Source organism: Coprococcus sp. AF16-5, from assembly GCF_003479365.1.
Taxonomy (GTDB): Bacteria; Bacillota; Clostridia; order Lachnospirales; family Lachnospiraceae; genus Coprococcus; species Coprococcus aceti.
In genome coordinates this window covers 429,037-451,043 of record NZ_QUGZ01000001.1, presented here as the reverse complement: position 1 = coordinate 451,043, position 22,007 = coordinate 429,037, and the positions used below count along the sequence as shown (strand labels likewise).

Genomic DNA, 22,007 nt, shown 5'->3' with positions numbered 1-22,007 from the left:
TTCAGGCCGGTACTCATCAAAAAATACAAATATAAGAGGTAGATTACAATGGCAAGAAAGAAGATTATTGCAGGTAACTGGAAGATGAACAAGACTCCTAGCGAGGCTGTTGAGCTTGTTAACCTGTTAAAGGACTTAGTAAAGAATGATGACGTAGATGTAGTATACTGTGTACCAGCTATCGATATCGTACCAGTTGTTGAGGCAACAAAGGGAACAAACGTAGCCGTAGGTGCAGAGAACATGTACTTCGAGGAGAGCGGAGCTTACACAGGCGAGATCTCAGCAGCAATGCTTGTTGATGCTGGTGTTAAGTACGTAATCATCGGACATTCAGAGCGTCGTGATTACTTTAAGGAGGATGATGTTCTTCTCAACAAGAAGGTTAAGAAGGCATTTGAGGCTGGTATCACACCTATTCTTTGCTGTGGTGAGTCACTTGAGCAGAGAGAGCTCGGTGTTACTATGGACTGGATCCGTCTTCAGATCAAGTCAGATCTCGCTGGCGTAACAGCAGATCAGGTTAAGTCAATGGTTATCGCTTACGAGCCAATCTGGGCTATCGGAACAGGTAAGACAGCTACATCAGATCAGGCACAGGAAGTATGTAAGGGAATCCGTGATCTCATCGCTGAGATCTACGATACAGATACAGCTGAGGCGGTAAGAATTCAGTACGGCGGTTCTATGAACGCTGGCAACGCTGCTGAGCTTCTTGCAAAGCCAGACATCGACGGTGGTCTTATCGGCGGTGCTTCACTCAAGGCTGATTTCGGTCAGGTTGTAAATGCTGGAAAGTAATTTTAAACAGGCCAAAATATATTAGTTTTAGATTAAATCTGATATAGAATATTGAAAGGGATTATCAAGTGCTTTATCACAAGGTAATCCCTTTTGTTTACGCTTAGAAAAACAAGGTGGTATATTTCAGGAACTAAGTATTGTTTTTATGAAATGGGGTTTGCCTTAAATTTATATTTCTATAGTTCGCAGGTGTTAGACCAGTATGTAATCTGAACTGTTCGGTAAAATAACTCTGACTTGGAAATGCGAGAGTCTGTGCTATCTGGGCAGGGCTATAATCAGAGTATATGAGCATGTTCCTTGCAGTATCAAGTTTTAGCATTTTTATATAATGTCCGATATTATCTCCGGTCTCTTTTTTGAACAGCCTTGACAGGTATGACGGGGTGAGATTGACACGTTTTGCCAGAAGTTCAACAGTGATCCTAGTATGCAGATGATCGTATATGTAGTCTATGCACTCTGCGACCGGTTTGGAGCATATGGAATTTTTCTTAAGGTTTCGCATTTTTTTTGCATAGTCGATGCACATGAACGCATGTAATTCAGATATATCCTCCACGGACTTCATTGTATCTGACTTTTTTATATAAAAATCACTGAGATTGTAAGCAGTTGCCACATCGAGACCACCTTCAATACAGTATCTTGCAACAAGGGCTGTTGTTATGACAAAATGATATCTTATGTTGTTGACCGGCTTTTCAGATAGTAAGCCGAGTCCTTTTTTATCCTTAAGTGGTGAGGCTTTACACAATTCTTTAACCTGTTCTATATCTCCATTTTGTATTATTGAGTAAAATTCAAGTTCAGGGTTATAGGGCGCTCTATTGGTTGAATCTTCGCGTCTTATAAATTCCTGGTAGAATATTTCCTTTGAGTATTTCATATGTGTATAAATCCTTTCCAGTAAATTGTGTCAGGGTAAAAATTTATATGTTATCAAAAGTTTATAAAAGTCTTACTTTACAACTCCTCTATAATATATCATGTAAACTATATAAAAAGCAATAAAACGATATATGGCAAATGTATAAGATGTTATTATCAAAATACTTTATAAAGATGCGACGTCGTAAATATTATTATTTTATTTTTGGAGAGGAGTATTTTATGAGAAGGTTAAAACAGCTTGTGGCTATGATACTTGTAGTTTGTATGTTGATCACTCTGTGTCCATCAGACGTTAGTGCTAGAACATCAAAAGCTGCGGTAAAGTCTGTAACTGTGACAAATCTTGTCACAAATAAACTTGTACTAAAAAAGGGTACAAAGTTTCGGGTGAAACCTAGAGTTGTAGTTACAGGTAAGATCAGCAAAAAAGTAACATATGTATCATCAAATAAGAAGATAGTTACAGTAGATAACAAGGGTGTTGTCAAAGCGGTAAAATCAGGAAAAGCGGTTGTAGCAGTGAAGAGTGCTGCAAACCCAAAGGTAATGTATAGGTTTAATGTTTATGTTGGGGTTCCTACGAAGACTGTTAAATTGTCTGCAAAGGCTGTGAACATGTTTAAAGGAACCAGCAGGACGTTAAAAGCTTCAATTGCTCCAAAGAATGCCACATATAAGAGAATTCAGTGGTCATCATCAGATAAAAGAATAGCAACAGTTTCCTCGAAAGGTGTTGTAAAAGCAGTTAAGGTTGGAAGAGTATATATAACTGCGAAGGCTATGGATGGAAGTGGCAAATATGCAAGATGTAAGATTACAGTAAAACAGCCAGTTACTTCTATCAAGCTTTCAGCGGCAACACTCACTATCACAGAGGGAAGCAGTAAAACTCTTACAGCTACTGTCGCTCCTGCATCGGCAACCAACAAGACGTTAAGTTGGACATCGAGCAATAAAAAGATTGCAACGGTTTCAGCAAAAGGCGTTGTGAAGGCTATAGCACCAGGTACAGCTACAATCACAGCAAAAGCTGCTGACGGTTCAGGAAAGAAAGCAACATGTAAAGTGACTGTAAATAAGAAGGTGACTGTAGAAAATAAATACGAGTCGCAGGGGTATAAACTTTTATGGCATGATGAATTTGACGGAACAGAGCTCAACCGTGATATTTGGAATGTTGAACTCCATGAGCCTGGCTGGGTCAATAATGAGCTTCAGTCATATGTTGATTCTGAAGATAATATAAAAGTCAAGAATGGCACACTTATTATAAGCTCAAAGAAAAAAGTGAATGAGGATGGTTCTATATCATATACATCGGGAAGAGTAAACACACAGAATAAGCAGGATTTCAAGTATGGCAGAGTACAGTTCAGAGCAAAGGTACCTACAGGTAAGGGCTATCTTCCTGCAGCATGGATGATGCCTACAAATGAGAGTCTGTATGGACAGTGGCCTAGATGTGGTGAGATAGATGTGATGGAGGTTCTTGGAGACAATACATATACAACCTATGGAACGATTCACTATGGCAATCCGCATTCAGAGTCACAGGGAAAATATACACTTTCAAATGGAAAGTCATTTGCGGACAGCTATCATGTATTTACATGTGACTGGGAGCCTGGAAAAATTACGTGGTATGTAGATGAAGTTAAGATGCATGAGGAAAATGACTGGTATTCTACAACTGCCGGAAAAGGTACAGTTACTTATCCGGCACCGTTTGATCAGCCATTCTATGTAATACTCAATCTTGCAGTTGGCGGCAATTGGCCAGGAAATCCGGATGCAGATGCAGATTATATTAACAGTGAGAGCTTATATGTTGATTATGTGAGAGTATACCAGAAGGAGTCTTATGACGAAAATGTGACAAAGCCAGAGCGTGAAGTTATAATTCGTGATCCGGATGAAAATGGCAATTATGTAATAAATGGTGATTTTAGTGAGACCGAGGATCTGGGAGATGCAGAAAACTGGATTTTTATGGCGCAGAATGGCGGCGAAGGAACAGCGGTCATCGAGAACAATACAATCAACATAAATACAATTGATGCAGGAACTGTTGATTACAGCATACAGTTGGTACAGCCTGATATTCCTGTAGAAAAAGGTGCCACATACAAGCTTTCATTTGATGCGTGGGCGGATGAGGCGAGAACAGGCATAATTGATGTCTCAGCGCCAACCAGATCATGGGGAAGATATCTTAAGGATACAAAATTTGATATGACAACAGAGAAACAGACATTTGAGTATGAGTATACGATGACTGATTCATCTGATGACAAGGGAAGAATAGAATTCAACTTCGGCAATCAGGGAAGCGTGGCTGGTGTACATATTGCAAATGTAAAGCTGGTAAAGACAAATCAGACTGAGATAGTTGACAAGAAGACGATCCTCGCTGATGGAAACCTAGTTTACAATGGAGAATTTCAGGAAGGAACAGGAAGACTTGGATATTGGACAGTCAGCAACAATTGCGGTGCTGAGTATAAGGTGACAGGTCTGTCTGACGGAAGAAGATTTTCATACAAGTCATTGGATGAGAGTATAGATGGCAACTTCGTATTATCACAGGATGAGCTTGCGTATGCCCCAAATACAAAGTATGTACTTAAATTTGATGCTGAGACTGCAACTGAGGGAAAGAATATAATTATCACTACAGGAGATTCAAAGTTTGCTGTAACTCTGGATAAAGGAATTAAGAATTATGTTTACAAGTTTGAGACCGGAGAAGAAGTGACTGACAGTTCAATCAGCATTGATTTTGGTAACAGCGGAGAAGTTCTGTTAGACAATGTGAAGATAATGCAGGATTCACTTCTTCTCAATGGGAACTTTTCAGCAGATTTTGCTGGATATGATGTGTATATAGACAGCAGTGCGGATGCAGAGTCTGTTGTGGACAGCCAGAAGGAGGACAATGCTGCTGACTTCACAATAAAGAATTCAGGTGACCAGAACTGGAAGATACAGCTCAAGCAGAATAATATCAAGCTTGAGAAAGGACAGTGGTACAAGCTTTCATTTGATATAAAGAGCTCTGTGTCGAGAACTGTTCAGTATGCGATACAGAGGGATGGAAGCACGCATAAGGATAGTACAGGTGCAGAGGACTGGACACCATATGTTCAGGAAACAGTAAAGCTTGATGCATACGATCAGGCTGATCAGAAATATATGACTGTTTCAAACACATTCCAGATGGCCTGTGACACAGACGAAGAGAGTATTTTCAATATTGCACTTGGCGCAGGCGGAGAAAATGGTTCGGCAATTACTGATCAGCATAGAATCTGTATTGACAATATTGTCCTTGAAAAGACTTCAGCTCCAGAGATAGATGTGCCTGTAGGCAAGAATCTTATCACAAATTCAGAATTTGAGATGAGTGAGGATGGTAGCCTTGCCGGTTGGGAAAATGCAGTAACTGCTCCTGGAGATGCCACATTTGAGGCTGGAGATGGAAAGATCACATACAGTGTTGAAAACGTGGGTGAGGCAGACTGGAACATCCAGCTTAAGCAGATGGGATTATCTCTTGAGCAGGGCGAGTCATATACGCTTAAATGTACATTGGTTTCTGATGTTGATAGAGTTGTGAAGGTTGCTGTTATGACTCCTTCAGCCGGATATGCATGGCATGGCGGTGAAGATGTAGTTCTTACAGCTGGTGAGGCTAAGGATGTAACACTCACAATTACACCTAAGGAAGAAGTTTTCACAGATGGTATCACTGTTGATACAGGTGCCGGATTATTCTTCTCAATGGGATATGTTGAAGGATACACACTTGGAGCACATACAGTTTCTATATCAAATGTATCATTTGTAAAAAATTAAATTTGACCCCTAAAAAATAATATATACCCTTAGGCAGCGGCGGATCGTCGCTGCCTTTTTCATTGTGGCCATAGCAGGATTTTGGTGAATTTTTAAATGATTTGACAGTCAGAATGGGTGTTTGTATGATATAATGAGCATTGCGACGGATGCGCTTGCGCAAGCCGTCATAATGCGAATGCCTGCATGGAGCCGGTAGGCGACATGTTAAAATAAAACATGATTTTCCCCAAATAATAATGAAAGGATAAAATGGTATATAAATTTATGAAAAAACTTATCTCATGGAACGTAAATGGAATAAGGGCATGCGCCGGTAAAGGCTTCATGGACTTTTTTAACAGCATAGATGCAGACATATTCTGTATACAGGAGTCCAAGATGCAGGAGGGACAGCTCACACTTGATATGCCAGGATATTATCAGTATTGGAACTATGCGGATAAGAAGGGATATTCAGGTACGGCTATTTTCACAAAAGAGAAACCTTTGAGTGAAACAAAAGGTATAGGCATAGATGAACACGACCATGAGGGGCGTGTCATAACACTTGAATATGAGAACTTCTACATGGTGACGGTATATACACCAAATTCACAGAACGAGCTTGCAAGGCTTGATTACCGGATGAAGTGGGAGGATGATTTCAGAGCATATCTGAAAAAGCTTGAGGAGAATAAGCCTGTTATAGTGTGCGGTGATATGAACGTGGCTCACAATGAGATAGATCTGAAAAATCCAAAGACAAATAGGAAGAATGCGGGATTTACTGATGAGGAAAGAGAGAAGATGACGGTGCTTCTAGATGATGGCTTCATCGACACATTCAGATATTTTTATCCGGATCAGGAAAATATCTACTCATGGTGGTCGTACAGATTCAAGGCAAGGGAGAAGAATGCAGGTTGGCGTATCGACTATTTTCTCACATCTGAGAGTTTGAAGGACAAGCTTGTCGATGCCAAGATACACACTGATATCATGGGATCTGATCACTGCCCGGTTGAACTGGATATTGACCTGTGATTTGAGTTGGATTTGAACTTGAAAAATAGGCATTATATAAGTATAATCTCAAATGAGTGAATTATGATTAAGAGGCATTTAGCCGGAATAAATAAAAAGGAGAAAAATTATGAGTAAGAAACCAGTAGTTTTAATGGTCCTCGACGGATATGGTCTCAGTGACAAGACAGAGGGCAATGCAGTAGCACTTGCAAAGACACCTGTTATGGACAAACTTATGGCTACAGCACCATTTGTGCAGGGCGCAGCTTCAGGACTTCCTGTAGGACTTCCAGACGGTCAGATGGGCAATTCAGAGGTAGGTCATATGAATATCGGCGCAGGCCGTATCATATATCAGGAGCTTACAAGAATCACAAAGGCAATCGCTGATGGAGATTTTTTTGAGAACGAGGAGATGCTTGCTGCAATAGAAAACTGCAAGAAGAACAATTCAGATCTTCATCTCTGGGGACTTCTCTCAGATGGTGGTGTTCACAGCCACAATACACACCTTTATGCGATCCTTGAGCTCTGCAAGAAGCAGAACTTTGAGAACGTATACGTTCATCCATTCTTCGATGGAAGAGATACACCGCCTGCATCAGGTAAGGGATACCTTGAGGAGCTTATCGCAAAGATGAAGGAGATTGGTGTAGGTAAGGTTGCATCTATGTCAGGCCGTTACTACGCAATGGACAGAGATAACAGATGGGACAGAGTAGAGCTTGCATACAAGTCACTTGTAACAGGTGAGGGCGTTCAGGCTGAGGACCCGGTTGCGGCTATGCAGGAGTCATATGACAAGGAAGTATATGATGAGTTCGTTCTTCCTACCGTAATCACAGAGAATGGTAAGCCTGTATCACTTGTTAAGCCAAATGATTCAGTTATATTCTTCAACTTCAGACCAGACAGAGCACGCGAGATCACCAGAGCATTCTGCTGTGATGATTTTGATGGATTTGAGAGAGCAAATGGCCGCATGCCACTCACATATGTATGTTTCAAGGACTACGACGAGTCAATACCTAACAAGCTTGTAGCATTCAAGAAGGAAGAGATTGACAACACATTTGGTGAGTACCTTGCAGCTAAGGGCCTCAAGCAGCTCAGACTTGCTGAGACAGAGAAGTATGCTCATGTAACATTCTTCTTCAACGGCGGTGTTGAGGAGCCTAACAAGAACGAGGACAGAATCCTTGTAAAGTCACCTGCTGTAGCAACATATGACCTTCAGCCAGAGATGAGTGCTCCAGAGGTAAGCGAGAAGCTCAATGCAGCTATCCTTGGTGGCGAGTATGATGTGATCATCATCAACTTTGCAAACCCTGATATGGTTGGTCATACAGGTATTATCCCAGCAGCTATCCAGGCTGTAGAGACAGTTGACAAGTGCGTTGGCGCTGCTGTAGAGGCAATTGATAAGGTTGATGGTGTTCTCTTTATCTGTGCTGATCATGGTAACGCAGAGCAGATGATCAACTATGAGACCGGTGCTCCACATACAGCTCATACAACTAACCCTGTACCATTTATCCTTTACAACTATGGTGAAGATGTAGAGCTTCGTGAGGGCGGATGTCTTGCAGATATCGCACCTACACTTCTTGAGGTTATGGGACTTCCTCAGCCTAAGGAGATGACAGGCAAGTCACTTATTGTAAGAAAGTAAAAAAAGATGATGTGCGATGAGCGATGACAGCAAATGTAGATATATGTCATATCAATCGCGCGAGAAACAATAAATAAAAGATACGGCACCGAATTATAATATAAGATTGTTATGATCGGTGCTGTATTCAGTTGGAAGGATACATATGAAGAAGTTTTTGGAAGAGTTTAAGGAGTTTGCCCTTAAGGGAAATGTGATGAGTCTTGCAATCGGTGTTATCATTGGTGGAGCGTTCCAGTCGTTGGTTACATCTTTTACAGACTGTTTCATCACACCAATAATCAACAGCATCGGTGGAGCAGAGATTGGTGGACATTTTCAGATATTCCATACAGGACAGTATATCGAGTATGGAGCGTTTATTTCAGCAGTTATCAACTTCATAATCATGGCATTTGTTATATTTGTCATCATGAAGGGAATCAATGCGATCATGGATCTTGGTAAGAAGAAAGAGGAGGCAGCTCCTCTCACAAGAAAGTGCCCATACTGTATGGGGGAGATAGATATCAAAGCAACAAAGTGTATGCATTGTACATCTGATGTACCTCCTGCTCAGGAGTAGATCAGGTCTGACCTGGATCAGTGCCAGCGTAGGGATACATACAGCATAAAAAAAGCGGCTGTGCCTTATGGTATGGCCGCTTTTCGACAAAAAAGATTAGCAGATAAACAACAGAGTATATATAAAGGAGATAGAAAAACATGATAAAAGAGTGCCTTGAAAATGTGAGAAAGAATGTACCTCTGGTACACAATATAACAAACTATGTAACTGTAAATGATGTGGCAAATGTCATTCTGGCGTGCGGTGGAAGTCCTATCATGTCGGATGATGAGGGTGACGTGGAGGATATCACAAGTATATGTGGTGGTCTGAATATCAACATAGGAACACTTAACAAGAACACTATTCCATCAATGTACCTGGCAGGGAAGAAGGCAAATGAACTTGGACATGTTGTACTTCTCGATCCTGTTGGAGCAGGAGCAAGTAAGCTCAGAACTGATACGGCTGTTGGACTTATGAAGGAGATTAGATTTGATGTTATAAGGGGAAATATCTCTGAGATCAAAACTCTGGCATATGGTTCCGGCAGCACAAAGGGTGTTGATGCCGATGTGACAGATGCGGTTACGGAGGATACGCTTGATAATGCAGTGGCATTTGTTAAGAAGCTATCTGCTGAAACGGGATCTATCATAGCTGTAACAGGCGCAATAGACCTTGTTGCGGACAGCGAGAAATGTTATGTAATCAGAAACGGCCGTCCTGAGATGGGTAAGATCACTGGAACAGGCTGCCAGCTCTCAGGAATGATGACAGCATATGTTGTGGCAAATCAGGACAACAAGCTTGAGGCTGCTGCAGTGGCTGTCATGGTCATGGGACTTGCTGGGGAGATCGGTTATTCCCATCTGCAGGCATTTGAGGGGAATTCAACATACAGGAACAGGATAATCGACGCCATATACAATATGGACGGGGATACACTTGAACAGGGCGCAAAGTTTGAAATTAGATAATTGACGGAAGTCTAATAATTGCCTGGATCTGCATCAGATCGGGATCGAAACATATAGGAAGGACGGATAGTATGATAAATTGCAGTGAGAAAGAGCTCTTGCTCTACGCAGTAACTGACAGACACTGGCTTGGTGAAGAGACTCTGTATGATCAGGTAAAGAAGGCACTTGACGGCGGTGCAACATTTGTACAGCTCAGGGAGAAGAAGCTCGACAGAGAAGACTTCCTCGCTGAGGCGAAGGAGATACAGAAGCTTTGTAAGGAATATGGGGTTCCATTTGTCATCAATGACGAGGTCAGCATAGCAAAAGATATAGATGCTGACGGTGTACACGTGGGACAGAGTGATATGGAGGCCATGGACGTCAGAAAGATACTCGGCCCTGACAAGATACTTGGAGTGTCTGCACAGACTGTCGAGCAGGCGATTATAGCGGAAAAGCACGGCGCAGATTATCTTGGTGTAGGAGCAGTGTTTACAACAGGTTCAAAGGATGACGCGGACGATGTGAGCCATGAAACTCTCAAGGCCATTTGTGAGGCGGTGTCCATACCGGTCATTGCCATAGGCGGCATAACAAAGGATAATGTGGCCGAGCTTGCGGGCTCTGGAATATGCGGTGTGGCAGTTATAAGTGCCATATTCGGACAGAAGGACATACAGAAGGCCACAGAGGAGCTCAAGTTTTCTGTAGAGAATATGCTTGATGCCTGACTAAATATATGATATAGAGGTGTACATGAAAAAAATAGTTATCAGTGATATAAAAGGTGCGATATTTGATATGGATGGGGTTCTGCTTGACTCTATGCCTATGTGGGATCATGCCGGAGAGATGTATCTGGCGGGGCAAGGGATACAGGCAGAACCTGATCTTGAGAAGGTGCTTTTCACCATGACCATGATGAAGGGCGCAGAATATATGCAGGAACACTATGGACTTGAACTCAGCGCGAAGGAGATTATAGACGGTATCAATGAGACTGTGCGCGATTTCTATGCAAATAAAGTTGAGCCGAAGTCAGGTGTGCCTGAACTGCTGAGGTTCTTAAAGAGATATGATATCCCGGTCACTGTTGCAACATCCACAGACAGATGCCATGTTGAGGCAGCACTTGTGCGGACAGGACTTATGAAGTATGTTGACAGGATATTTACATGTTCTGAGGTGGGCGTGGGCAAGGCAGCCTCACCTAAGATATATGAGATGGCGGCTGAGTTTATGGGAACTCCGGCTTCGGATACATTTGTATTCGAGGACGCATATCATGCGGCGGAGACAGCACAGAACGGAGGATTTGTTGTGGTCGGTCTCTTTGACGAATCCAGCAGGGACAGACAGGGAGATCTTATAGCACATTGTGATCATTATTTTAAGAGTATGGATGACATGCTGTGCAGTATAAATTCTGACAGAAGCCGTCTTGTGCCTGTCCTCACCATAGCCGGAAGCGATTCCTCAGGTGGCGCAGGTGTGCAGGCGGATCTCAAGACCATGCAGGCAAATGGCGTATTTGGTATGAGTGCGATCACAGCCCTCACGGCTCAGAATACCACAGGAGTGACTGCTATCATGAACGTTATCCCTGATGTACTTGGCGCCCAGATAGATGCGGTGTTTACCGATATACGGCCGAAAGCGGTCAAGATAGGAATGGTATCTGTTCCTGAACTTATTGATGTGATAGCTGACAGACTTGCCAGATACAATGCGGAGAATGTCGTGCTTGACCCTGTGATGGTGGCGACCAGTGGTGCTAAGCTTATAAGCGATGATGCGGTGGAGGTCATGACCGGTAAACTGTTCCCACTTGCAAAGCTCATAACGCCAAACATACCTGAGACTGAGGCGCTCACTGGTATATCGGTGAAGAGCGTAGCTGATATGGAGAATGCTGCCAGATGTATATACGGAAAGTATGGCTGCGCTGTCCTTGTAAAGGGTGGACACAGCATAAATGATGCAAATGATATGCTTTTTGACGGGGAGAATATCACCTGGTTTTCGGGTAAGCGTATTGATAATCCGAATACACATGGCACAGGATGTACGCTTTCAAGTGCGATCGCTTCAAATCTCGCAAAGGAATATGATGTAAGTGATTCAGTTAGAATGGCCAAACAATATATATCCGGTGCCCTGGCGGCCATGCTGGATCTGGGATCGGGCAGTGGACCGCTGAATCATGGTTTCGATATACGAAGTAGGTATATGTTATAAATCAGTATGTAAAAGTTAGAAATTCTTTCATTAAAAATTTTTAATCTATATAGTATTTTCACAGATTGTGTAGTATTATATTAAAACTAAATAATCTGGAGAAGAATATGATGGAGAAAGAACAGAGAAAACAGCTCGTTATTCAGATGCTTACAGCGGGCATTATCACATTCTGCCTGCTGTGGCTTCTGTTTTATATAAAAAAGTATGTGCCGTTCGGAGTACATTCACTCGCATCCAAGGATGCTGATTTTCAGTATCTTGATTTTCTGGCATATCTGAAGGATGTATTTGACGGCAAAAATAATATAGATTATTCTTTCAGCAAATCTATAGGAGGGGCCTGCATAGGAGTATTCAGTTACTATCTTTCCAGCCCGTTCAATTTATTGCTGTTGTTATTCGACAAATCCCAGCTTGTATTGTTCGTACATGTGATCATAACGTTAAAGCTTGCCTGTGCGGCGGCGACATTTGCATTTTATCTCAACAGGAGATTTGAAGAGTGGAATGATGGTTCTGTGAAAAAACAGGCACTTATCATTTTTCTGGCGGTGAGCTATGCAGTGAGTCAGTATGGAATCGCCCAGGCATGTAATATAATGTGGCTTGACGGCTTCTATATGTTACCGCTCATAATGCTGGGCGTGTACAGAGTGGTTAACGGTGGCAGGCCTGTTATGCTTTCCGTATCAGTTGCATTGGCAGTTCTGTTCAACTGGTATATGGGCGGAATCAACTGTGTATTTGCCTGTTTCTGGTTTTTGTTTGAATTTGCATATTCAAGATTGTACAGTGGGGATACTAAGGCTGAGAAGACTGTCATAAAGGATTTTGCCGGAAAACTTGGACGGTTTATATATTCAATGCTGGCGGGAGTTCTGATCAGTGGGGTGTTGTTCCTTCCGACGATAGGTGCGATGCGTTACAGTGTAAGAGGAAGTCTTGATTTAGGCTCTCTGCTCGACATGTCATTTATCGGTGATGTTTCATCTGTGATAGACGGATATTCGCTTGGCGCACAGAGTCAGAAGGGAAGCGTGTCTCTGTACTGCGGATGTCTGGCGTTGATAGGATTTATTGGAATCTTCATCGGTAAGAAACACAATGTAAAGCAGAAGATATTAGCATTTGTCACGCTTGTGGTAATGCTGCTCATGTTTTACTGGAATCCATTGTGCATGGCATTTTCTCTGTTCAAAGAGGTTGGATCATATTGGTACAGATATTCACATGTTGGAATATTCTGCATATTATTCTTTGCCGCTGAATTTTTCCTCTCGGAGGATCTGAATGCTGTAAAATGGCGGGTTATCATTGCAAGTGCGATATTCAGTGCGGCTATGCTTGGTGTAAACTATCTGCATGGAGTCCAGGATAACAAACTTGTATGGCTGACCGATGCGCTTATTGTAGGGGTAGCCGTTTTGATAGCACTCATAAGCAGGCTTTCGAAAAACGTAGGAGCCGGAAGAGTGTTCGGAATTATATTTACGGTCATTCTGTGTGCAGTGCTGACTGTTGAGACAGGATACAGCGTGATGTTGCAAATGGACAATATCCATATCGACAACGGTGAGAGTTTTGTTGAGTATGAGACGGCTATGGAAGGCCTTATAAATGATCTGAAAGAATATGATTCCGATACATACAGGATCAGCCAGACCAGATCAAGGGCGACAAGATCACTCGAAAAAAAGAAAAACAATAATGGCAAAGATACGGATGATAATTTTAAATATAAGAACAATGTCAGAGCAAATTATGACGAGTCGTTTGGTTATGGGTATTGGGCGATAGGATCGTATGTGTCAACCGCTGACAGCACAGTGCTGAACTTCCTTGTGGACACGGGATACAGGAGCGAAGGCGATAACCTAAGTGTTGTCAACATGCCGGTGCTTGGAACTGATTCACTGCTGGGAGTCAGATACATCGTATCTGATTATGCTTTGGAGGGCATGGATAAAGTAGAGGATATTGCAGACAATGCAAATGGAGCCGGTGTATACGAGAACCCATACAGCCTGCCTATGGCATTTGTATATGATTCAGGCAAATATACAGCGGCAAAATATAACGGCAATCCGTTTGAATATCAAAATGAGCTCTACAGCGAGCTGCTCGGCAGAAAGGTTGAGATCTATAAGCCTTTAAAGTACGAGACGGTTGTAAGTAAAGCGAAGAAGCGTGTATACAAGATGGAGATCCCGGAAGGCAATTACATCGCTTATGGCAATATCCCATGGAACAGTCTGTTTAATGCAAAGCTGAATGTCAATGGAATATACAGGACCAGATATGCCAGATGGCTTTCGCCGTCAGTGTTCAATATTCCTGTAAATGAGGATCGTGATTACTACAAGGTTGTGCTTCACTCAAAGCAGAAGCTAGATCTGGATGATGGAGCAGAGCAGTTTTATGTTCTTGATCTGGATTTGCTGAAAAGCATAGCAGAGGAGCTTGAGAAATATACCCCTGATGTGATGGATATAGAAAATGGCAGCGCAGAATTTGTTGTAAATGCCAAGGAAGGACAGAGTTTATTCACATCTATTCCTTACTGTGATGGTTGGACAGTCAAAGTTAACGGCCAGAAGGTACAGCCGGATAAGGTGGTAGACAGCCTGTATTCTATAAGTCTTGTTGAGGGTGAGAATGTTGTTGAGATGAAATTCCATGTGAAATATGCAGGCGCAGGTATTGCCTGTTCGATAATAGGTATCGCAATGCTGGTATTTGCGGAGTTTTACAGAAAACGAAGAAAATAGTTATTGAATATATTATTTTGTTGTGTTATTATGTTTCAAGTTGGTGTTAAAATTATACACACACCATTTTTTCGGAAACGGAGGTGTTAAGATGCTGAAGACAATATTAATGGTAATTTATGTTATAGTATGTATAGTATTAGCAATAGTGGTTCTTTCACAGGAAGGAAAGGATGCGAGCCTTACAAGTTCCATATCAGGAGCAGGCGGCGGATTTGACAATTCCTACTGGAGCAAGAATAAGGGAAGCTCAAAGCAGGAGATACTTAAGAAGATAACAGCAGTTCTCACAGTTCTCTTCTTTGTACTTGCATTACTGCTTGACTCAAAGCTTTTCAACTAATAATGATTTCTGATGCTTACATATATTAACTGATATATGTAAGCATTTTTTTGCTCATTATGCAATGTATTTGTGCGGTAGGGATGCGGGCATAATGTATATAGAAAGGGTTTGTTATGGATAATAAGGATTTGGAGTTATACAACAGAAGAAAACAGACGGTATATGAATTTATATGCGATGATGATTATCCGCCTATGAAGTTCAAGGAGATGTGTACATTCCTTCAGGTCCCGGGAGATGAGAGACAGACATTTCTCGATATACTGAATGACCTCACAGAGGAGGGACTGATCATCAGATCGGCAAAAGGACGATATCAGAAGGTCGGAGAAGGGACATACAAGGGAACATTTATCGGCAATCAGAGAGGTTTTGGATTTGTCCGCGTTGAGGGCATGAAGGAGGATTTCTTTGTCCCTGAGAAGAATACCATGGGAGCGTTCCACGGTGATACAGTCCTCATACGTGCGGAGGACAGACCGAAGGGAATGAAGCAGGAAGCATCGGTTATAAAGGTACTTGAGCGTGGACTAAAGAAGGTTGTCGGAGTCTATCAGAAGAATAAGAACTTTGGATTTGTCATACCTGACAATCTGAAAATAGATGGAGACATATTTATATCCAAGGAAAATTCCATGGGCGCCATGGCTGGACATAAGGTTGTGGCGGAGATCATCAGTTATGGAGACAAAGTGAAGTCTCCGGAGGGAAAGATTATAGAGATACTTGGACATATAAATGATCCGGAGAGTGACGTGCTGTCTGTGGTCAGAGCGCTGGACATTCCAGTCGATTTTCCTGACGAGGTCATGGACAGCCTCTCACAGATCCCTGATTTTGTCAGCGCATCGGAGATGGCAGGCAGAACGGATCTCCGACATCTTCAGACAGTGACGATAGATGGCGAGGATGCAAAAGACCTGGACGATGCCATAACACTCTATGAGGCGGACGGAATGTACAAGCTTGGTGTGCACATAGCTGACGTGACCCACTATGTAAAGGAGAATTCCCCTCTGGATAAAGAGGCACTTAACAGAGGTACAAGCTGTTATCTCGTGGACAGGGTAATACCTATGCTTCCGCACAAGTTGTCAAATGGTATCTGTTCGCTGAATGAAGGGCAGGACAGATTGGCGCTGAGCTGCCTTATGGACATAGATCAGAAGGGCCACATAGTAGGACATAAGATATGTGAGACTGTGATCAATGTGGACCGTAGAATGTCATATACAAGTGTGTCTGCAATTGTCGAGGATCACGATCCAGGGGAGACCAGAAAATATGAGGAGCTTGTGCCTATGTTCGAGATGATGCTTCATGTGTCGGATCTTCTCAGAGCTAACAGAAGAAAGCGAGGCTCAATAGATTTTGATTTTGACGAATCGAAGATCAAGATAGACTCCGACGGCAAAGTTGTATCAATAGGTGTATATGAGAGACGCAGATCCAATGAGATCATTGAAGATTTTATGCTTGCTGCAAATGAGACGATTGCTGAGGATTATTTCTGGCAGGATATACCATTTGAGTACAGAGTCCATGAGACACCTGATGCAGACAGGGTTGAGCAGCTGGCGCTCCTTATAAGTAATTTTGGAATGTACTTTAAGGCATCAAAGGAGAATATACATCCGAAAGAATTCCAGAAGCTGCTTGACAGGATAAAGGGTGAGCCTTATGAGAATCTTGTGAGCAGGATGGCGCTGAGGACCATGAAACAGGCGAAGTATTCAACGGAGTGCACAGGACATTTTGGACTTTCGTGTAAGTATTACTGTCATTTTACTTCTCCTATAAGGAGATATCCAGATCTGCAGATACATCGTATAATAAAGGAAAATATACATGGCAGACTTGACTCGAGGAGAATAGAACATTACAGCATGATACTTGACAGGGTGGCTGATGACAATTCGCGCAAGGAGAGAAGAGCTGAGGAAGCTGAGCGTGATGTGGAGAAGCTCAAGAAGGTGGAATATATGTCAGCTCACATTGGCGAGGTCTATGACGGATTTGTCTCAGGAGTTACAAACCGGGGAATGTTCGTGGAACTGCCGAATACGGTGGAAGGCTTTGTGAACGTGGCAGATATGCGCGACGATTATTACTATTTTTCTCAGGAAGATTATGCTATGATAGGTGAGGACACGGGCAAACAATATGCCATCGGTGATCCTATACAGATAAAGGTGAAGAATACAGACAAGATGACGAAGTCGATAGATTTCAGTATTGTATATAAAGGAGAGGATACATTTGTCAAAGGAAAGAGGAAACACTCTCATCGCAAATAACAAAAAGGCATATCACGAGTATTTTATAGAAGAGAAGTTTGAGGCCGGAATAGAGCTTGTGGGAACCGAGGTAAAGTCCATAAGACAGGGACACTGCAGTATCAAGGAAGCATTTGTCGGAATAGACCACGGCGAGGTGTATGTGTACAGAATGAATATCAACCCATATGAGAGGGGGAATATATTCAATAAAGATCCGCTCAGGACGAGAAAGTTGCTGCTCCACAGGTACGAGATCAACAAGCTCATCGGACAGCAGAAGGTGAAGGGTTATACCATTATGCCGCTCAAGGTATATATCAGAGATGGACTTGTCAAGATGGAGATAGGTCTGGCAAGAGGTAAGAAGCTCTACGACAAACGTGAGGATATCGCCAAGAAGGATATGAAGCGCGAGATGGAGAGAGATCTTAAGAGCAGGAGCAAGGACTTCTGATCGTGAGCGTTTGTGGAATTTCTGTGAAATCAAACTTATTATTGGAATTATAATGCAGCTTGTGTTATACTAGCAAGGTGTTGAATAAGATAAGCTGGTTCAGATATAATGTGTGTATCGGAATCAAATAAACGATAGTCTGGAGAAGGGCGTTATGAGTCAGAGTAAAGTAGATAAGAAGAAATATGAGAAAAAGCACCGCAAGGAGATACTTAGGAAGCAGAAGATCAAGAAGATTATTGCTATAACAGTTACGATTGTTGTTATCGCTGCTATAGTTGGAAGCGTTGCGGGTGTGAAGATATATAAGGCGATACCTAAGTATGTTGATGCTTCAGGCTTGTCAGAATATGTAGACAAGACTTGGAAGGACAGCGGTTATGACACTCTGTTTTCTGCTACAGCTTCCGATGCTGAGGACACAGCAGACACAACTGAAAATGCAGAAGATACAGCAGAGGCGACAGATGCAGAGGAAGATACAACTGCTGACGCTGAGTAAGAGCATCTGATAAATTAAGATATATAGGCGCAGGTATTATTTTGATATTTGCTGCATATATTATAAATGATTGGTTATCACTGATCTATGATCAGGGGTTGACTGGTTTCGACAGGGGTTTTGAAGCTATGGAAGCCATCCGTGGACCAGAGCCACGCTAAAAGCTGGAAAAAAAATAAACGCTAACGATAATTTAGCATACGCTGCCTAAGGGCAGTCGTCATCCTTTAGGAACGCCGAGCCTTTAGGAATGGCGTCGATTTTCGGCAAACTCCTGCATCTAAGCTTTGCGATGTAGGAAAATCCATGAAGCTACTAAGGTCTATAGCATGTTAGTGGGCGATAGGCTGAGGGAATGTTAAAGCACTGACTGTGATGGAAGAAACTGTAGTGAATGAGCTTTTGGACGCGGGTTCGACTCCCGCCAGCTCCACTAATTTTCATAAGGAGGGGCCCGCCGTAGGTGGGAGGAATCCTTGTGAAGCACGCAGACGCCTGCGAACGAAGTTCGCCTTCTAATGCGTCTGCTCCACTTGACTGAATTAAGTCGAACAAGATATTTAATGCAACAGGGCATATAGAAATCAATCTATATGCCCTGTTTGCTAAAAAACGGATAAAATCCGAAAATTCTTCTTGCATCTACAATTTCAGTATGTTATATTAAATGAGTTGTGAAAAGAGTGATGGTCCTCTGTGCCCATATATCCGGTGGATATGGTAGTAAGAACATCAGAATATTAAGGAGGAACACAATGAACGATTACATTAAGAATCTTGAAGCTTCACAGATGAAGGAGAGCGTTGATGAGTTCAACGTAGGAGACACTGTTAAGGTACACAACAGAATCAAAGAGGGTAACAAGGAGAGAATCCAGATCTTCGAGGGTACTGTAGTAAAGAGACAGGGCGGAAGCAACAGAGAGACATTCACAGTTAGAAAGATCTCTAGCGGATGCGGTGTTGAGAAGACATGGCCTGTACACTCACCTTTCGTTGAGAAGATTGAAGTTGTAAGAAAAGGTAAAGTTAGAAGAGCTAAGATTTACTACTTACGTTCAAGAGTTGGTAAGGCAGCAAAGGTTAAGGAGCTTGTTAAATAATAAAGCTTGTAACATGAAAGTAAAAGTGGCTGGAGTATTTCTACTCCAGCCATTTTTAGAATGGATGAAATGAACTGAACAAATATATTGATGATTGAAGGATAGAATTCATGAGTGAGAGATATGACAGACTCCGAAGGATAAGGAGAGAAAAAAGGCGTCAGAGAAGACAACAGAGATCATTGAAAAAGACTATGAAGAGCGCACTTGGCTGGTTCATATCGATACTGACAGCGGCTATACTTGGTTATGGTTTTGTTGCATTTGGATTCCAGACGGTATATATGGTAGGACCATCCATGGAGCCAACACTGACGGATGGAGAATCGTATCTGGTCAATAAGGCTGTTTATCTGGTGACATCCCCGGAAAGATACGATGTGGTAGCGTATCGTATAGTTGAGAATCAGGACGAATACTATTCCATCAAGAGAGTGGTAGGTCTGCCGGGTGAGACTGTGCTTATCCAGAATGGTCAGGTATATATAAATGGCAATCCGCTTGCAGATTATCCCGTCGACTGTGAGATAAAAACAGCCGGAATAGCGGAATCTGCGATCACACTTGGAGAGAATGAATACTTCCTGCTCGGAGACAATCCGGACAACAGCCAGGATTCAAGATTTCAGGCGGCTGGCAATGTGCAAAAGAGCGAGATGCTGGGCAGAGTAAAGATAAAATAGAGGTAGAGATATGAATATACAGTGGTATCCCGGACATATGACAAAAGCAAGACGAATGATGCAGGAGGATATAAAACTTATAGATATCGTCATAGAGCTGGTGGATTCAAGAATCCCATTCAGTAGTAAGAATCCTGATATAGACGAGCTTGCAAAGAACAAATACAGACTCATACTCCTCAACAAATCAGATCTTGCGGATGATGCAGTCACAACAAAGTGGGAAAACTATTATAAGAATAAAGACTTTGCCGTTGCAAAGATAAATGCCCGTGACGGTATGGGGATGAAGAGTATCAACAATATCGTGCAGGAGGCCTGCAAAGAGAAGATAGAGAGGGATAGAAAAAGGGGAATCATAAACCGTCCGATAAGGGCGATGATAGTCGGCATCCCGAATGTCGGCAAATCCACGTTTATCAATTCCTATGCGAGAAAGGCCTGCACCAAGGTTGGAAATAAGCCTGGTGTCACAAAAGGCAAGCAGTGGATAAGACTTGGAAAGAATATTGAGCTTTTGGACACTCCCGGTATTTTATGGCCGAAATTCGATGATGAGGCCGTTGGTCTCAGACTTGCGTTCATAGGTTCGATCAATGATGAGATACTCAGCATAACGGATATAGCGGTTGAATTAATTAAATTTTTACAGGCAAACTATTGTAATACCCTTGTTCAAAGGTATAATATTGAAAGTGTTGATGATCCTGTACAGATGCTGACAGGTATCGCAGAGAAGAGACAATGCATTAAGAAGGGCGGGGAGCTCGATTATGACAAGGCTGCGGCTCTGCTGATCGATGATTTCAGATCGGGAAAGCTGGGGCGTATTACATTGGAGACCCCGAAGGAAGACTAGATGAGTGAAGAAAACAAGAATGTTGCTGATGCGTTAAACGATATATTTGAGGATGACCCTGCGAAGAAGGAAAGGGACAAAGAGATCGCCAAATATGAGAAGAAGCGTCAGAAAGCGATAGATAAAGAACAGAAGAAGGTTGCAAAAAAGGCTGCGAAGGAAGCAAAGGAAGCTGAAAAGAAAACTGCCGACGATGAGCAGGAAAATAAGGAGAAGTCCTCCTGGTCCTGGGACAAAGCAGTCGCTGAGAGTTCGGCTGATGCAAAGGCGGAGACAGCAGATAAATCGGAAGAAGCATCTCAGAAGGAGACATCGGAAGAAGCTGCAGGAGCAGCTAAATCTGAGAGCTCAGATAAAACTGCAGAAGCGGTTAATACAGACTCTTCTGAAGAAGTGTACAATGAGGATGGAGAACTTGACGAGAAGGCTTTAAAGAAGCAGCTCAGGAAAGAGAAGAAAGAGGCAAAAAAGAAAGAAAAGGCCGAAAAGGAAGTCAATATTGTCAAGGATCTCATATTTCTGTGTATTTATATAATAATAGTAATTGGCATATGCTGGGCTGTGCTCACATTTGTCGGACAGCGAACAGAGGTCAGTGGAGAGTCCATGAGCAATACTCTTCACAGCGGAGATACATTATGGATCGACAAGCTTGAGTATGAATTTGGCTCGCCGAAGAGATTTGATGTGGTTGTATTCCCGTATGGAGACGATGATGAGACCTTCTTCATCAAGCGTATAATCGGACTTCCGGGTGAGACAGTGTATATAGACGAAGATGGTGTTATCTATATAAATGACGAGCCTCTGGAGGGCGATGTGTATGGCAGAGAGGCCATAGCCAGCGACAAGCGCGGAGTTGCAGCCGAGGAGATCACACTGGGTGATGACGAGTACTTTGTTCTGGGAGATAACAGAAACAACAGCCGTGACAGCCGTGTGGAGGATGTTGGCAATATACACAAGAAAGACATCATCGGCAGGGCTGTATTCAGATTTACAGGCGGTTTTGGCAAGATAGAATAGG

18 protein-coding genes and 1 other RNA gene are annotated in these 22,007 nt (G+C 42.5%); 18 read left to right on the top strand and 1 reads right to left on the bottom strand.

The genetic code is table 11. The features are described 5' to 3' along the window. Positions 1-48 precede the first annotated feature (48 nt). Positions 49-801 (top strand): triose-phosphate isomerase, encoded by a 753-nt coding sequence (tpiA, locus tag DWW70_RS01980; RefSeq protein WP_004852916.1) that lies wholly within the window; start codon positions 49-51, stop codon positions 799-801. 133 nt (positions 802-934) lie between these two features. Here the strand turns inward: tpiA and DWW70_RS01975 are convergent, their stop codons facing one another. Then, positions 935-1,693 (bottom strand): helix-turn-helix domain-containing protein, encoded by a 759-nt coding sequence (locus DWW70_RS01975; protein WP_022216405.1) that lies wholly within the window; start codon positions 1,691-1,693, stop codon positions 935-937. A 224-nt stretch (positions 1,694-1,917) separates the two neighbouring features. On the opposite strand from DWW70_RS01975, the gene DWW70_RS01970 reads away from it, so the two are divergent. The 17 genes from DWW70_RS01970 to lepB (DWW70_RS15375) all read left to right on the top strand — a co-directional run bounded on the left by DWW70_RS01970 (position 1,918) and on the right by lepB (DWW70_RS15375) (position 22,006). Then, positions 1,918-5,553, top strand: coding sequence for a carbohydrate binding domain-containing protein (locus DWW70_RS01970; RefSeq protein ID WP_158576500.1), 3,636 nt, complete (start codon positions 1,918-1,920; stop codon positions 5,551-5,553). Between the two features lie 267 nt (positions 5,554-5,820). Beyond that, positions 5,821-6,579, top strand: a complete 759-nt coding sequence (locus tag DWW70_RS01965; RefSeq protein WP_055144946.1) for an exodeoxyribonuclease III — start codon at positions 5,821-5,823, stop codon at positions 6,577-6,579. A 109-nt stretch (positions 6,580-6,688) separates the two neighbouring features. Next, positions 6,689-8,233, top strand: coding sequence for a 2,3-bisphosphoglycerate-independent phosphoglycerate mutase (gpmI, locus tag DWW70_RS01960; protein ID WP_015534994.1), 1,545 nt, complete (start codon positions 6,689-6,691; stop codon positions 8,231-8,233). Positions 8,234-8,378: 145 nt separating this feature from the next. Continuing rightward, a complete protein-coding gene (gene mscL / locus DWW70_RS01955; protein WP_015534993.1) occupies positions 8,379-8,798 on the top strand; it encodes a large conductance mechanosensitive channel protein MscL in 420 nt (139 codons plus the stop codon). A gap of 140 nt (positions 8,799-8,938) precedes the next feature. Then, entirely contained in the window at positions 8,939-9,760 is an 822-nt protein-coding gene (gene thiM / locus DWW70_RS01950) for a hydroxyethylthiazole kinase (protein WP_118649162.1), read from the top strand. A gap of 71 nt (positions 9,761-9,831) precedes the next feature. Then, the gene (gene thiE / locus DWW70_RS01945) at positions 9,832-10,476 is read left to right on the top strand and encodes a thiamine phosphate synthase (RefSeq protein WP_201858981.1); all 645 of its coding nucleotides are present in this window, start codon (positions 9,832-9,834) and stop codon (positions 10,474-10,476) included. 25 nt (positions 10,477-10,501) lie between these two features. Continuing rightward, entirely contained in the window at positions 10,502-11,983 is a 1,482-nt protein-coding gene (thiD, locus tag DWW70_RS15380; protein ID WP_082431249.1) for a bifunctional hydroxymethylpyrimidine kinase/phosphomethylpyrimidine kinase, read from the top strand. A 107-nt stretch (positions 11,984-12,090) separates the two neighbouring features. Continuing rightward, positions 12,091-14,754, top strand: a complete 2,664-nt coding sequence (locus DWW70_RS01935) for a YfhO family protein (RefSeq protein ID WP_118649161.1) — start codon at positions 12,091-12,093, stop codon at positions 14,752-14,754. A gap of 91 nt (positions 14,755-14,845) precedes the next feature. Further along, positions 14,846-15,097 (top strand): preprotein translocase subunit SecG, encoded by a 252-nt coding sequence (gene secG / locus DWW70_RS01930; RefSeq protein ID WP_015534991.1) that lies wholly within the window; start codon positions 14,846-14,848, stop codon positions 15,095-15,097. Positions 15,098-15,213: 116 nt separating this feature from the next. Further along, entirely contained in the window at positions 15,214-17,397 is a 2,184-nt protein-coding gene (gene rnr, locus DWW70_RS01925) for a ribonuclease R (protein ID WP_022216413.1), read from the top strand. Continuing rightward, positions 17,360-17,833: an SsrA-binding protein SmpB gene (gene smpB / locus DWW70_RS01920; RefSeq protein WP_022216414.1), complete on the top strand. Its 474-nt coding sequence runs from the start codon at positions 17,360-17,362 to the stop codon at positions 17,831-17,833. The genes rnr and smpB overlap by 38 nt, the downstream gene beginning before the upstream one ends. A 154-nt stretch (positions 17,834-17,987) precedes the next feature. Beyond that, positions 17,988-18,335, top strand: a complete 348-nt coding sequence (locus tag DWW70_RS01915) for a hypothetical protein (RefSeq protein WP_015534988.1) — start codon at positions 17,988-17,990, stop codon at positions 18,333-18,335. A 94-nt stretch (positions 18,336-18,429) separates the two neighbouring features. Then, positions 18,430-18,771: a transfer-messenger RNA gene (gene ssrA, locus DWW70_RS01910) on the top strand. Between the two features lie 319 nt (positions 18,772-19,090). Then, positions 19,091-19,438, top strand: a complete 348-nt coding sequence (gene rplS / locus DWW70_RS01905; protein ID WP_022216416.1) for a 50S ribosomal protein L19 — start codon at positions 19,091-19,093, stop codon at positions 19,436-19,438. Between the two features lie 110 nt (positions 19,439-19,548). Continuing rightward, positions 19,549-20,121, top strand: a complete 573-nt coding sequence (gene lepB / locus DWW70_RS01900; RefSeq protein WP_015534987.1) for a signal peptidase I — start codon at positions 19,549-19,551, stop codon at positions 20,119-20,121. A gap of 10 nt (positions 20,122-20,131) precedes the next feature. After that, positions 20,132-20,980 (top strand): ribosome biogenesis GTPase YlqF, encoded by an 849-nt coding sequence (ylqF, locus tag DWW70_RS01895; RefSeq protein WP_015534986.1) that lies wholly within the window; start codon positions 20,132-20,134, stop codon positions 20,978-20,980. Continuing rightward, complete coding sequence (gene lepB, locus DWW70_RS15375) at positions 20,981-22,006, top strand: signal peptidase I (RefSeq protein WP_022216417.1); 1,026 nt, start codon at positions 20,981-20,983, stop codon at positions 22,004-22,006. The last annotated feature ends 1 nt before the right edge of the window (position 22,007 follow it).